Origin of the sequence: Flavobacterium luteolum (genome assembly GCF_027111275.1) — a bacterium.
Lineage (GTDB): Bacteria > Bacteroidota > Bacteroidia > Flavobacteriales > Flavobacteriaceae > Flavobacterium > Flavobacterium luteolum.
Map to the genome: position 1 here is coordinate 898,784 of NZ_CP114286.1, position 13,986 is coordinate 912,769.

General features: G+C 32.7%; 16 protein-coding genes. 9 read left to right on the forward strand and 7 right to left on the reverse strand.

Going from position 1 to position 13,986, the window contains the following annotated elements:
* The first annotated feature begins 1 nt into the window (after position 1).
* The 6 genes from trpA to OZP10_RS03495 all read left to right on the forward strand — a co-directional run bounded on the left by trpA (position 2) and on the right by OZP10_RS03495 (position 6,050).
* A complete protein-coding gene (gene trpA / locus OZP10_RS03470; RefSeq protein WP_111426575.1) occupies positions 2–763 on the forward strand; it encodes a tryptophan synthase subunit alpha in 762 nt (253 codons plus the stop codon).
* Positions 764–773: 10 nt separating this feature from the next.
* Positions 774–1,130: a lipocalin family protein gene (locus OZP10_RS03475; protein ID WP_281633545.1), complete on the forward strand. Its 357-nt coding sequence runs from the start codon at positions 774–776 to the stop codon at positions 1,128–1,130.
* A 297-nt stretch (positions 1,131–1,427) separates the two neighbouring features.
* Positions 1,428–2,057, forward strand: a complete 630-nt coding sequence (locus OZP10_RS03480) for a TetR/AcrR family transcriptional regulator (RefSeq protein WP_281633546.1) — start codon at positions 1,428–1,430, stop codon at positions 2,055–2,057.
* Positions 2,047–3,366 (forward strand): TolC family protein, encoded by a 1,320-nt coding sequence (locus tag OZP10_RS03485; protein ID WP_281633547.1) that lies wholly within the window; start codon positions 2,047–2,049, stop codon positions 3,364–3,366. Before OZP10_RS03480 ends, OZP10_RS03485 begins: the two co-directional genes overlap by 11 nt.
* A 12-nt stretch (positions 3,367–3,378) precedes the next feature.
* Entirely contained in the window at positions 3,379–4,458 is a 1,080-nt protein-coding gene (locus OZP10_RS03490; protein ID WP_281633548.1) for an HlyD family secretion protein, read from the forward strand.
* A gap of 5 nt (positions 4,459–4,463) precedes the next feature.
* On the forward strand, positions 4,464–6,050 hold the full coding sequence (locus tag OZP10_RS03495; RefSeq protein ID WP_281633549.1) for an MDR family MFS transporter: 1,587 nt from the start codon (positions 4,464–4,466) through the stop codon (positions 6,048–6,050).
* 208 nt (positions 6,051–6,258) lie between these two features.
* Here the strand turns inward: OZP10_RS03495 and yaaA are convergent, their stop codons facing one another.
* Positions 6,259–7,017 (reverse strand): peroxide stress protein YaaA, encoded by a 759-nt coding sequence (gene yaaA, locus OZP10_RS03500; RefSeq protein ID WP_281633550.1) that lies wholly within the window; start codon positions 7,015–7,017, stop codon positions 6,259–6,261.
* Between the two features lie 464 nt (positions 7,018–7,481).
* Here yaaA and OZP10_RS03505 point away from each other — a divergent pair, with 464 nt between their 5' ends.
* The 3 genes from OZP10_RS03505 to OZP10_RS03515 are packed head-to-tail and all read left to right on the forward strand — an operon-like array spanning position 7,482 to position 10,502.
* Positions 7,482–8,915 carry a CCA tRNA nucleotidyltransferase gene (locus OZP10_RS03505; protein ID WP_281633551.1) on the forward strand — a complete coding sequence of 478 codons (1,434 nt, stop codon included), beginning with the start codon at positions 7,482–7,484 and terminating at the stop codon, positions 8,913–8,915.
* Between the two features lie 15 nt (positions 8,916–8,930).
* The gene (locus OZP10_RS03510) at positions 8,931–9,956 is read left to right on the forward strand and encodes a COX15/CtaA family protein (protein ID WP_129745247.1); all 1,026 of its coding nucleotides are present in this window, start codon (positions 8,931–8,933) and stop codon (positions 9,954–9,956) included.
* A 24-nt stretch (positions 9,957–9,980) separates the two neighbouring features.
* The gene (locus OZP10_RS03515; protein WP_281633552.1) at positions 9,981–10,502 is read left to right on the forward strand and encodes a hypothetical protein; all 522 of its coding nucleotides are present in this window, start codon (positions 9,981–9,983) and stop codon (positions 10,500–10,502) included.
* Here the strand turns inward: OZP10_RS03515 and OZP10_RS03520 are convergent, their stop codons facing one another.
* Genes OZP10_RS03520 through OZP10_RS03545 form a run of 6 tightly spaced genes read right to left on the reverse strand, consistent with a single transcriptional unit; the run spans position 10,503 to position 13,986 of the window.
* The gene (locus OZP10_RS03520; RefSeq protein ID WP_281633553.1) at positions 10,503–11,267 is read right to left on the reverse strand and encodes a LytR/AlgR family response regulator transcription factor; all 765 of its coding nucleotides are present in this window, start codon (positions 11,265–11,267) and stop codon (positions 10,503–10,505) included. It abuts the gene before it with no gap.
* A gap of 40 nt (positions 11,268–11,307) precedes the next feature.
* Positions 11,308–11,694 (reverse strand): 2TM domain-containing protein, encoded by a 387-nt coding sequence (locus OZP10_RS03525; RefSeq protein ID WP_281633554.1) that lies wholly within the window; start codon positions 11,692–11,694, stop codon positions 11,308–11,310.
* Between the two features lie 13 nt (positions 11,695–11,707).
* A complete protein-coding gene (locus OZP10_RS03530; RefSeq protein ID WP_255462965.1) occupies positions 11,708–12,013 on the reverse strand; it encodes a 2TM domain-containing protein in 306 nt (101 codons plus the stop codon).
* Positions 12,014–12,015: 2 nt separating this feature from the next.
* Positions 12,016–12,345: a 2TM domain-containing protein gene (locus OZP10_RS03535; RefSeq protein ID WP_281633555.1), complete on the reverse strand. Its 330-nt coding sequence runs from the start codon at positions 12,343–12,345 to the stop codon at positions 12,016–12,018.
* On the reverse strand, positions 12,326–12,649 hold the full coding sequence (locus OZP10_RS03540; RefSeq protein ID WP_281633556.1) for a 2TM domain-containing protein: 324 nt from the start codon (positions 12,647–12,649) through the stop codon (positions 12,326–12,328). Before OZP10_RS03540 ends, OZP10_RS03535 begins: the two co-directional genes overlap by 20 nt.
* The gene (locus OZP10_RS03545) at positions 12,649–13,986 is read right to left on the reverse strand and encodes a 2TM domain-containing protein (protein ID WP_281634747.1); all 1,338 of its coding nucleotides are present in this window, start codon (positions 13,984–13,986) and stop codon (positions 12,649–12,651) included. The genes OZP10_RS03540 and OZP10_RS03545 overlap by 1 nt, the downstream gene beginning before the upstream one ends.

Sequence of the window (13,986 nt, forward strand, 5' to 3'; positions counted from 1 at the left end):
AATGAACAGAATAACTCAAAAATTACAAGAAGATAAAAAGATCCTTTCGATTTACTTTTCTGCAGGATATCCGAACTTAAACGATACTGTGCAGATTATTCAGGATTTAGAAAAAAACGGAGTTGATTTAATCGAAATCGGACTTCCTTTTAGCGATCCTTTGGCAGATGGTCCAACTATTCAGGCGAGTTCTACACAGGCGCTTCATAACGGAATGACAACTCAAATTCTTTTTGATCAGCTGAAAAACATTCGCGAAAGCGTAAAAATTCCGTTGATTATCATGGGATATTTTAATCCGATGCTGCAATACGGAGTTGAAGCGTTTTGCCAGAAATGTGCTGAAATTGGAATTGACGGTTTAATTATTCCTGACCTTCCGGTTGATGTTTATGCTGACGAATACAAAGCGATTTTTGAAAAATATGGTTTGATCAATGTTTTCTTAATTACACCTCAAACTTCAGACGAACGTATTCGTTTTATTGACAGCGTTTCAAACGGATTTATCTATATGGTAAGTTCTGCAAGCGTTACAGGATCTCAATCTGGTTTTGGAGATGTTCAGGAAAGCTATTTTGAAAGAATCTCTAATCTGAATTTGAAAAATCCTCAAATAGTTGGTTTCGGAATTTCGAATAAAGAAACTTTTAATCAGGCAACTAAATATGCTAAAGGTGCAATTATTGGAAGTGCTTTTATCAAACATTTGAGTGAAAAAGGAAGCGGAAAAATTGAGGAATTTGTTGGAGAAATTCGATAAATAGATTTTAATGGAAGTTGTAAAATATTCATTAGCAATAATTCTTCTTATTTCAATAATTTCATGTCAAAAAGCCCAAACCGAAAAACTTATCGGAAGTTGGAAGATGAAGGATTTAGTAAATACGACTGGAAAAAATATAGAGGACAAAACGACTTTTACAAAAGATAGTTTATTGATTTTTGAATTAATATCGAATGGAAAAACTATTGATAAAGAAGTTGCTAATTATAGTTTAAAAAACAATATAATTACTGTAAAATTTAAGAATCAAAATCCATACGATTTTAAGGTCTTAAAACTGAATAATTCAGAAATGGAATTATTAAATATCAAAGAAAAAAGAGCTTATAGGTATGTAAAATAAATATTAGAAATCTAATTTGTCATTTCGACGAAGGAGAAATCTTCGTTGCAAAATCGACAAAGATTGGATTTCACTTTACTGAGCTACTTGTAGAGATTTCTCCTTCGTCGAAATGACAAGATTGTGAAAAAAAGCCTGAAAAAATAAAGTTTTCAGGCTTTTTTATTTTAACTAATTAATGCACGATTTAACATAAATTATCGAAAACGCTTTATGTTAATATTATGTTAAAATAAAATTAAACAAGCGTTTAAATTAAACAAGTGTTTAATTTTGCATCCGATTAGAAACAATACCATGTCACACATCGAATTGAACGATAAAAAAATTCAGATTCTTAATGTTGCAGAAACGCTATTTTCTGAGAAAGGATTTGAAGGTACATCGATACGGGATATCTCCAAAGAGGCCAAAATTAACATCGCAATGGTCTCTTATTATTTTGGTTCAAAAGAAAGGCTACTGGAAGCTCTTATTTTTCACAAAACTGTTGATTTAAAACTACAACTCGAAAATTTATTACAAGAAGACATCGAACCTCTTGAAAAAGTCAATAAATTAATCGAAATTTACATCAATAGAATTTGCCTTAACAAAGGGATTTACAGGGTTTTACATTTTGAACTTTATAATAAGAAGAGAGAAAAAAGCCTTCAAGCTTTTACTGAACTTAAAAAAGGAAATTTAAAATCGGTTGAAAGTATTATCAAGCAAGGCCAAGCTCAGGGGGTGTTTAGAAAAGATGTTAATATCCAACTCATTACACCTACGATTATTGGAACCTTTTTTCACTTTCACATGAATCGCTCTTTCTTCGAAGAAATATTTGATTTGAAAACCGACGAAATGTTTAACAATTACATTAAAAACGATCTTACAAAGCACATTCAACAAACTATAAAAGCGCTACTTGTTTATGAAAATTAGTCAATTAATGCTCTTTGGAGTTTTCTTTATCGGAATATCTTCAATGGAAGCACAAGAGAAAACAAGTTTAACCTTGGGCGAGGCCGTACAAATGGCTTGGGAAAAGAGTAACGAAGTTACACTTGCCAATACTAAGGTAAACACAAAAAAATACGAATTAAAAACCGTAAAAAACAATCAATACCCAGATCTTAAAGTTTCGGGGCAATATCAGCGTCTTACAAAAGCATCGATTGATATGCCTAATCAAGGTGAAAGTGCTTCATTAGCTTCTCCAGATAGAGCAATGCTTGGAATGGCAAATTTAAGTCTTCCTATTTTTGCTGGATTTAAAATTCAAAACAGCATTGATGCATATGAAGGAATGTACGAAGCAGAAACTGCTAATGCTGAAAAAACTAAAGAAGATGTTGCTTTAAAAGCAATTACTTATTACACAGCATTATACAAGGCTCAAAAAACTTTAGATGTTTTAAACGAAAATCAAAAAAGTGCAAAACAGCGTGTTACTGATTTTACAGAGTTGGAGAAAAACGGAATTATTCCGAGAAATGATTTGTTGAAAGCGCAATTATTAGTTTCTAAAACGCAATTATCTATTGATGAAGCTAATAATAACATCAATAATATCAACTTCTATTTGACTACTTTGTTAAAATTAGATCCGAATGTAAAAATTCAGGTAAATGAAGAGGATTTCTTTAATCTTAAAACAAGCAATTCTATAACATCTGATGCTGTTGCACTTGAAAGCAGAAAAGATTTAGAAGCAATAAGATTACAAGGCAAAGCTTCTGAAGCAAATGTAAAAATTGCAAAAGCTGGATATTATCCTTCAATTTCACTTTTAGGCGGTTATACTGCATTTGACTTAAAAGACATTGTAACTGTAAAATATGCGATGAACTTTGGAATCGGATTATCTTATGATTTATCAGGAATTCTAAAAAATAATGTTCACGTAAAAGAAGCAGAAAGCAGAGCTTTGGAAGTAAAAAATACCGAAGCAATTATGACAGACCGCATTAAAGTAGAGGTTCAAAAATCTATTGAAGATTACGACCTAGCAATTAATCAAAGTGTGGTGTATGAAGAAGCATTACAGCAAGCAGCCGAAAACTACAGATTAGTAAAAGATAAATTTGACAATGGTTTATCTGACACTAATGATTTAGTAGAAGCAGATGTAGAGCATTTAAATGCCAAAATTCAAACTGCTTTATCTAAAGCAACCATTATTCAAAAATATTACGAATTACTTTCAGTATCAGGACAATTATCACAATCATTCAATCTTTCTAAAATATAATCGATAGCTCTCATGGAAAAGAAAAAAACAAATAAAAAATTCATCATCATACTTGCAGTTCTGATTTTAGGAGGCGGAACTTACGGAATATCTAAATACCTACACGGCCAAGCTCACGAAGAAACAGATGATGCTCAGATTGAGAAAAAAATGAATCCGATTATCCCAAGAGTTTCAGGATATATCAGCAAAGTTTATGTGAAAGATAATGATTATGTAAAAAAAGGAGATACTTTATTTACTATCGATAAGAGAGATTATCAATTAAAAATTGATGAAGCTAATGCTGCATTATTGGGAGCTGAAGGGCAATTTGAAGCTGCAAAAGCAGATATTGGAAGTGCTTACGCAAGCATCTCTGTTTCTGATGCTCAAATGAGATCTGCAAGCGGTTCTATCGAAAGTGCAAAAATCAGATTGAGACAGCTTACAAATGATTATAACCGTTACAATAACTTGTATAAAACACATACGATTACAAAACAGCAATATGAGCAGGCCTTAACTGCAAAAGAAGAAGCTGAAAATCAAGTACGTGTTTTAGAGCAACAGCAAAAAGCTACTTCTTACCAAAAATCGGTTATTCAATCAAAATCTAAAGTTTCTGATAAACAGACAGAAGTTGCTGCTGCAAACATCAAAAAAGCAAAAACAATGCTTGATGTTGCACACTTAAACCTTTCTTATACTGTAGTTACTGCTGCAATTGACGGTCAGGTTTCTAAAGTTGATATTCAGCCAGGACAATTAGTTCAGCCAGGACAATCTTTATTTTATATCATCAACAATAATGAAGCTTGGGTTGTAGCTAACTTCAAAGAAACACAATTGAACAAAATGGTTGTAGGACAAAAAGTAAGCTTAAAAGTAGACGCATATCCAAACTATGAGTTTAAAGGAACTGTATCTTCTTTCTCTCCAGCAACAGGTTCTCGTTTTTCATTATTGCCTCCTGATAACGCAACAGGAAACTTCGTAAAAACAATTCAGAGATTACCAGTAAAAATTACCATAGACGAATCTAACGATCCTGAAAAAGTGAAACTTTTAAGACCAGGTATGAACGTTGACGTAGATGTACATTTGAAATAAAATAAATGGCTACAGCAGTACAAGACGACGATTTAGTAGAATACGGTTTCAGACGTGTTATCATTACGATTACAGCAGTGCTTTGTGCACTGTTGGAAATTGTAGATACTACGATTGTAAACGTAGCGCTGACAGACATGCGCGGAAGTCTTGGTGCTACCTTGACCGATGTGGCATGGGTTATTACAGCATACGCAATTGCGAATGTTATTGTAATTCCGATGACGAGCTGGCTATCGCAGCAATTTGGAAGACGTAATTATTTTGTGGCTTCCATTATAATATTTACAGTCTGTTCTTTTTTGTGTGGTAATGCCACTAATATTTGGGAACTAGTAGCTTTCCGTTTCGTACAAGGTATGGGTGGTGGAGCATTACTAGTAACAGCCCAAACGATTATTACAGAAAGTTATCCAGTAGCAAAACGTGGAATGGCACAAGCTATTTACGGAATGGGTGTAATTGTTGGTCCAACATTAGGTCCACCTTTGGGAGGATATTTAGTAGATAATTATTCTTGGCCTTATATTTTCTATATCAATATTCCATTAGGAATTATTGCTACTATTTTGGCTTTAACCTTTGTTAGAAGTCCAAAATATGGAGAAAAATTAAAAGCCAATCAGGTTGACTGGTGGGGAATTATATTGTTGACTGCATTTATCGGTTCTTTACAGTTCGTATTAGAACACGGACAGCAGGACGACTGGTTTAATGATTCTACAATTGTAACCCTGAGTGTTGTAACTGTTCTTGGATTGGTTCTCTTTATTTGGAGAGAGCTTACCTATGAACATCCAATTGTAAACCTAAGCGTTCTAAAAGATGGAAATCTTCGAATTGGAACCATAATGTGTTTTATTCTTGGATTTGGATTATATGGTTCTACTTTAATTATCCCAATTTACACGCAGTCAATTTTAGGATGGACGGCAACAGATGCAGGATTATTATTAATTCCGGGATCTATAACCACAGCGATTATGATGCCGTTTGTGGGTAATATGATTCAGAAAGGTGTACCTCAAGGGTATATGGTTGGAGTAGGGTTTTTAATTTTCTTCTTCTTTACCTTCATGATGTATAGCCGTATGACGCCTGATACAGGAGTTGAACATATGTATTGGCCTTTAATTTTGAGAGGAATTGGTTTAGGATTGCTTTTCGTTCCTATTACAACACTTTCGCTTTCCACCTTAAAAGGGAAACAAATTGGTGAAGGAGCGGCATTTACTGGAATGATGCGTCAATTAGGCGGATCTTTTGGTATTGCGATTATTACCACTTTCATCACTCGTTTTAGTCAATCTCATAGAGTAGATTTAATTAATAACCTAGATCCTGCCAAATTTGATGTGCAGCAGCGTATTGCAGGAATGCAGCACGCCTTTATGGCAAAAGGATACAGTGCAGATGTTGCTTTGAAAAAAGCATATCAGGCGATAGAATATTCCATAATGAAACAAAGCACTGTAATGGCTTATATGGATATCTTCCTTTATCTAGGAATTATGTTTTTATGTTGCATACCGATTATTCTCTTTATCAAAAAAGGGAAGAACAAAATTAGTGCAGCCGACGCAATGCATTAATAATAATAGATTTATAATACGCAGAAACGCCGAATTCATCATTTAGAATTCGGCGTTTATTTTTTCTGTTTAACCACCGCAAAGTTCGCAAAGGTTTATTTCTAAGGGTCAATAAAACGCAAAGTTCGCAAAGCTTTGCCATAAAAACTTTGCGAACTTTGCGTAAAACTTTGCGTCTTTGAGGTTAAAATCTCAGCACATTAAAAAGTTATCTTGTAAAAACTAAATGACTTCCCTTAGAAAGATTCGCATCAAACTGATATCCTTCGTAATTAAAACCTTTTAAATCATCTATAGTTTCAGCATTGGTATCTATAATATAACGAACCATCATACCTCTCGCCTTTTTAGCAAAGAAACTGATCATTTTTAGTTTTCCGTCTTTATAATCTTTGAAGTCTGGTGTAATTACTGGAACTTTTAAAGCTTTTACATCAACAGCAGAAAAATATTCGTTACTAGCCAAATTCACAAACAATTCTCCTTTTTTCAATTCTTTGTTTAATGCTTTAGTAACAACAGGTTTCCAGAATTCATGCAGATTTTTATATTCACCAACTGGCATTTTGGTTCCCATTTCCAAACGATAAGCCTGCATTAAATCAAGTGGTTTTAAAAGACCGTAAAGTCCCGATAAAATTCTCAATTTATCTTGAAGAACATCTAATTTTTCTAACGGAATAGTATAAGCGTCTAAACCTGTATATACATCTCCATCAAAAGTATAAACTGCCGGACGAGCATTTTCAGGTGTGAAAGGTGTTTTCCAATCCTGATTACGTTTCCAATTTAAATCGGCTAATTTGTCTGAGATTGACATTAGTTCTGATAATTCAGAAGGCTTTTTTGTTTTTACTACTTTATGAACCACTCTTGCTTCTTTTAAGAATGAAGGTTCAGTATATTGAGATGTTGGTAATTCTTTTTCGAAATTCAATGATTTCGCTGGAGATATAACAATTTTCATGTGTGCTTTTTTCTATGATTCAAAAATACAAATTGAATTTCTAAAAACAGATTATCGCAATTGATTTGTTTTATGGAGCCATATTTTTTTTCGCCACGAATTCACGAATTTTCACTAATTATTCTTTTGCGCAAATTGTTATATTTTTTTTGCCACAGATTAAAATGATTTACACAGATTTTCTTAATCTATTACTATTTTTTTCTGCCACGAATTGCACAAATTTTCACTAATTAAAAATCTTTTTTAATCCTTTTAATCTGTGGCAGAAAAATAAATTCGTGGAAATTCGTGCAATTCGTGGCAACCATTCTCATTTTAATAAAATTCTGCACGACAAAATGTGAAATTGTTCAAAAAAGTAAGCTCTAGATTATAATAGGCATTTTCTATGTTGTAAATTTGCATGCATTTCATTTCTTAGAAATTTGAAATTGCATTTTTACTCAATAATTAGTGAATTCGTGGCGATACAGACAAACTATAAAACTGCTTTACAAAACAAAATCTTCGATGTTATTTTGAAAGCTTCTCAGGAACTAAAAGTCGACTCTTATGTGATCGGCGGATTTGTTCGTGATTTGCTTTTAAACCGAGGTTCTAAAAAAGACATTGATGTTGTTGCAGTAGGAAGCGGCATCGAATTGGCTCTTAAAGTTTCCGATTTACTTCCGAACAAACCAAAAGTTCAGGTTTTTAAAACTTACGGAACTGCAATGCTTCGTTTTGAAGATACCGATATCGAGTTTGTTGGTGCCCGAAAAGAATCTTATACCCGAGACAGTCGAAATCCGATTGTTGAAAATGGAACTTTGCAAGATGATCAAAATCGTCGTGATTTTACCATCAATGCCTTAGCACTTTCTTTAAACCAAAATAATTTTGGAGATCTTTTAGATCCGTTTGACGGATTAACCGATTTAGAAAATAAAACAATCAAAACTCCTTTGGATCCAGATATTACGTATTCTGATGATCCTTTGCGAATGTTGCGTGCCATTCGTTTTGCAAATCAATTGAATTTTGAAATTGAAGAAAATTCATTAAACGTCATTACCAAAAATGCTGATCGCATCAAAATAATTTCTGGGGAGAGAATCGTTGATGAGTTAAACAAAATTCTCATGACCGATAAACCTTCAACAGGATTTTTACTTTTATACAAAACTGGACTTTTAGATATTATTTTACCTGAATTGACCGCTTTGAATCAGGTGGAAGAAATTGAAGGTCATACACATAAAAACAATTTCTATCATACATTGGAAGTTGTTGACAACATATGCCCAAATACGGACGATGTTTGGCTTCGCTGGTCAGCATTACTTCATGATATTGGAAAAGCACCAACCAAACGTTTTACAAAAAAACAAGGATGGACTTTTCACGGACATGAATTTCTAGGCGGAAAAATGGCAAAGAAAATCTTTGAACGTTTACACATGCCTTTAAACCATAAAATGAAGTTTGTGCAGAAAATGGTTATCATGAGTTCGCGCCCGATTGTTTTGGCACAAGATATTGTAACCGACAGCGCGGTTCGCCGTTTGGTTTTTGACGCTGGCGAAGATGTAGAAAACTTAATGACTTTGTGCGAAGCCGATATCACAACCAAAAATCCATCGAAATTCAAGAAATATCATAAAAACTTCGAGCTTGTCCGCAAGAAAATTGTGGAAGTTGAAGAACGCGATCATGTTCGTAATTTTCAACCGCCAATTTCTGGCGAAGAAATTATGGAAATATTTGATTTGAAGCCTTCTCGCGAAATCGGAATTTTAAAAGAAGCGGTAAAAGAAGCTATTTTGGAAGGCGTTATACCGAATGAATATCAGGCTGCTTATGATTTTGTAATTAAGAGAGCTGAAAAATTAGGCTTAAAAAAAGTTGAGAAATAAGTATTATTTAATAAAATGAAAAAAGAGAATAAATCAGTAATCATTTGGTTACTATCGGGCTGTGTTTTATTGTTTTTAATGGTCGTCGTGGGCGGAATCACACGTTTGACCAATTCAGGTTTATCTATGACTGATTGGCATTTGGTAACCGATACCTTTCCACCTTTAACAGAAGCAAAATGGCAAGCTGCTTTTGACGAATACAAAAAATTTCCTGAGTATCAGAAAATCAATATTCACAATGATTTTCAATTAGCCGATTATAAATTCATCTATTTCTGGGAATGGTTTCATCGTTTTATCGGCCGTATTATTGGTTTGGTTTTCTTTGTGCCGTTTGTTTACTTTTTAGCCAAAAAGAAATTAGATACTCCAACCATCAAAAAATGTATCGTTCTTTTGGCAATGGGAGCTTTCCAAGGATTTTTAGGATGGTTTATGGTAAGAAGCGGATTAATTGACAATCCAGATGTAAGCCATTTTAGACTTTCATTACACTTAACTTTTGCTTTTATCACTTTTGCTTATACACTTTGGGTTGCACTAGATTTGATTTATCCTGAAAGAAATATCAATAAAATTCTACCTTTAAGAAATATTGCGCGTTATGCTTTAGCTGCTTTATTAATCCAAATTATTTACGGCGGATTTGTGGCAGGATTAAATGCCGGATTAATTCACAATCACTGGCCTTTAATGAGCGACGGAGAATTTATTCACGAATCGGTTTTTATTGAGCAATCTTCTTTAATAAAAAATTTAATTGAGGGAAAAAGCGGTGTTCAGTTTGTACATAGAACTTTTGCTTATGTAGTTGTAGCGATTATTCTTTTTCTTTTCTTCAAAAGCAAAAAATATACACTTACACATACTCAAGCAAACGGAATCAAAACTTTAGTCGTTTTTGTTTTCATTCAATTCTTGCTTGGAGTTTTCACTTTATTATACAGCGTGCCTTTAGCTTTAGGATTAATTCACCAAATTATGGCATTTTTCCTTTTAAGTGCTATGACATATACATTGCATAGATTGAGTAAATAAACTAACTTTCATAAAAAAACATTTATGAAAACAGTCTTTTTTTTATTTACTATTCTTTTTACTTGCCTTGTTTCTGGGCAAACCAAAGATAATCCGTTAGTTATTTTGGATTCTAAAAGTATTGGATATATGAATCAGGCAAAAAGTACCTTGAAAAATATCGACCAAAGCGATCTGCTGATATTTATTTATAAAGGGAGTGCTGAAGAAGTGGAGCAAAAGTTCGGTTCTAAATCGGGAGTTATAATCTTTGCTACCAAAAAATATATTCTTAATAAGTTTTATCAAAACAATATTGAAAACTCCCCATTAAAAAAAGACATTCCAACAACGGATTATTTATCTAAAGTTGGTATTATAGGAAGTATTGCTGGTAATATAAATCAGCCTTATGATGAGCTTGTAAATTATATCAGCATTACTCCAAACAATGAAACAGCAAAAAAAATTGCGTCAATAACTTTTATAAAGCCTACTGACGCTCAAATAATAAATCCTGATTGGAAATTTGGAGCTATAGAAATTATGTCAACAATTGACAACTAATTATCCTAACCAAGCCTTAAAATCCTGCACTTTTTCTCGGCTTACAATGACCTCATCTTCTTTATAAGTTGGAAGAATCACTTTAAGTCGAGAATTAGTATAAACCTGAATTTCTTTAATCGCTTTCAGCGGAACAATAAATTTTCTGCTTACGCGAAAAAAATCCTTTTTGTCTAGTTCTTGTTCTAAAATCTCTAATGTCGAATCGATCAAATAATCTCGATTGTCGTAGGTATGAATATAAGTTCCTTTATTTTCGCTGAAAAAACATTCAATTTCTTCTGTAGTAATTACTTTTAAATGTTGTCCTATTTTAACTGTAAATCTCTTTTTATACGTTTTCTCAAAAGGATTTGACAACATTTGACGAATCTGCTCAAAATCTAATTGTAGATTTGAAGTTTCTGCTATTTTCGGAAGACGCGATTTGAATTTTGAAACCGCAACTTCCAAATCATCTTCGTCAATTGGTTTTAGAAGATAATCTATACTGTTTAATTTAAAAGCTTTTAAAGCGTATTCATCATAAGCTGTAGTAAAAATGATAGCGCTTTTGATATCTATTTTTTCAAAAATCTCAAATGACAAACCATCAGACAACTGGATATCCAGAAAAATCAAATCTGGGTGCGGATTATTTTCAAACCAATGAACCGATTCTTCAACTGAGTGAAGCATGGTTTCTACGGTTACATCTAACTTTTCAAGTTTTCTTTGCAACAATCTTGCTGCTGGTTTTTCGTCTTCTATAATTAATGTGATCATTTACTATAATGTGAAATTTGAAAAAATTATGAAGTCAAAGTTACTCCCATTTATTTTTATTTGCAGTATCCTTTTCCATGTATTTTTGGATTTTTCTTTTCTCCCAATCTGGGCCAAAAAACCAATCAGCGCCAAAAACAGATAATGCGTGAGCTAATAGACCAATTCCCCAAAAAAACACCGTAGAGTAAGTTTGCCATTTTGTTAAACCACTTAAATCCATCACAATTAGACCAGCAGACCTATCTCGAGTCAAACTTGATACAATGATAATAATGTTTACAATGATGAAAATTTTCAAATGCGAGTAAAATCTTTTAAGTCTTTTTACTCTTCTATAAGCTGCATTGTAATTTGGATCGTCTGTATACTCTCCAAAATGCTGTTTTGTATAATCTTCATACATTTCTCTTCTAAAACGTCCCATAACTATATTTTAATTATTTCCACTTATTTTTATTCTGTTTTTCCTTCTCCATAAACTCTTTGATTTTTCTTTCTTCCCATTCTTTGCCCATTCCTGGAAAAACTTCAAATACTTTTAATCCGTGAAAAACTACTCCTACTCCCCACCATAACAATGGCCAGAAAAACCATAAATAACTTGGTGATGTATATAAATTTATAAAAATCAAAATCGCATTTACTAATACGAAAGCCAAAAGATTTCCATAAAAACCTTTAATATTTTCTACTTTCTTTTTGGCCTGAATATATCTTTCTTCTTCGCTTAAATTCGTTTCCATGATTATTCCCATTTTTGTTTTTTATATTTTTTTTCTAAGATGCTTTTTAGTTTTCTTTCTTCCCATTCTTGCCCAAAAATCTTGTAAGAAGCAAACAAATCTATTGCAGAACCCACAATTACGGCTGTCCAAATAATTACAATTATCCAATTGATGTATTTAATTGGAAAAAATTGCAAGGGCAGATTGGTATATTCTTTTAGAAGAAAAATTATCAGTGCAATGGTATAAACGAACAAATGCTTGTAAAAAGATTTCAGCTGAATTACTTTTTTTGTTGCTAATTCTTCCAGCATTACTTGTTCCTGATCATTATTCAAATTTGTTTCCATGATTATTTTCTAAACGTTGCTGCTTTTCTTTTTCTAGAATTTCTCTTATTTTTTTCTCTTCCCATTTCTTATTAAAGAAGGGCGGTAAACTAAAAACTTTCAATCCGTGTAAAACAATCGCTATTCCCCATCCCATTACAGACCAAATCCACCACAGATATTCTGGAGAAGTCATATAATTTACAACAATCACAATCGGGTTGCATAAAGCGTAGACAGTCAAATGCTCGTAAAATCCTCTTATCTCTTTTACTTTTTTCTGAGCATCATAATAACGAACTGTTTCTGTGAAATTATTTTCCATTACTTCCACGTTTTTTGTTTGTTGTCTTTCTCTAAAATTTCGCGAATTTTTCTTTCTTCCCAATCTGAGCTATATCCAAATACTTTAAAAGCATGCATGGCAACTCCAAATCCCCAGCCTAAAGCTGAAAACCAAAACCATTGAAATCCTGGTGAAAATTTTAGATTAATAAAAACTAAGAACGGAATCACACAGCAATACGAAATTATATTTCCGTAAAATCCTTTAAGCTCTTCTACTCTTTTTTTGGCTCTATAATAAGCTTTTGCTTCGTCGGTATATTCTGCACTCATTTCCATAACCGCAATTTGTTTAGTTAAAATTGGAATCCTAACGGTGAAATTCTTTCCATCTTCTTCAATCTTCACTTTTCTGTCTGTTACAATTCCGTATCTGTTTACAATATTCTGCAATCCGACACCTTGCCTGTCTTGCAAAACTTCTTTTTTCTGAAGATCATTCTGGATGGCCAGATAATCTTTATCAATAAAAATTCTGATATGAAGCGGTTTTTGCTCGCTTACTACATTATGCTTTACAGTATTCTCTAGCAAAAGCTGTAAAGAAAGCGGCACCACTTTGGCTTCTGGATTGATGTTTTCTGTTGGCAATTCGTAAAACAAACTATTTTCGAAACGCATTTTCAGAAGATTCATATAGGTTTTTGCAAATGACAACTCGTCTTCAACCGAAACCAATTCTTTGTCTTTCTGTTCTAAAACATATCGGTAAATTTTAGATAATGAAGTGGTAAAACGCTGTGCATTATCTGGATTTTCTTCTATTAAAGAACTAAGAACATTTAAACTATTAAAAAGAAAATGCGGGTCGATCTGATTTTTTAAACTTTCAAATTTGGCATTTGCTGTTCCCGCAATAATCTTTTGTTGTGTTACTTTGTTTTCCTGATAGAGTTTATAAAAATTAAGTCCGTGAAAAAACAGTAGGACAATAAAAGTCATTACTGCAGATTCTATGTAATTTTCAGCCTTTTCATTGGCAAGAAAACCAATAATTGTCTTATTCTCGATTATTACACTTGTAAACAAACGTAATACTAAAATTACAATCATCGATATTAAAAAAGAACTTGCAAAACCAATTAAAATTCTCTTTACTGAATATGGATTTTCTCTAAAGACCCTATCTAAAAAATCAAAAAGAACGACATTTACGATATACAAAACCACACTGTAAAGCATGCAGTACAAGAAATAAATGTAAAGATTCTTGTTAAAGACTGCTGTTCCTAAAGAGGCAAACCGAATTAGAAAAGAGAACAAAAATACTATTCCTCCAACTAAGCATGCTTTTAACAAATTAGGTTTTAATATCAT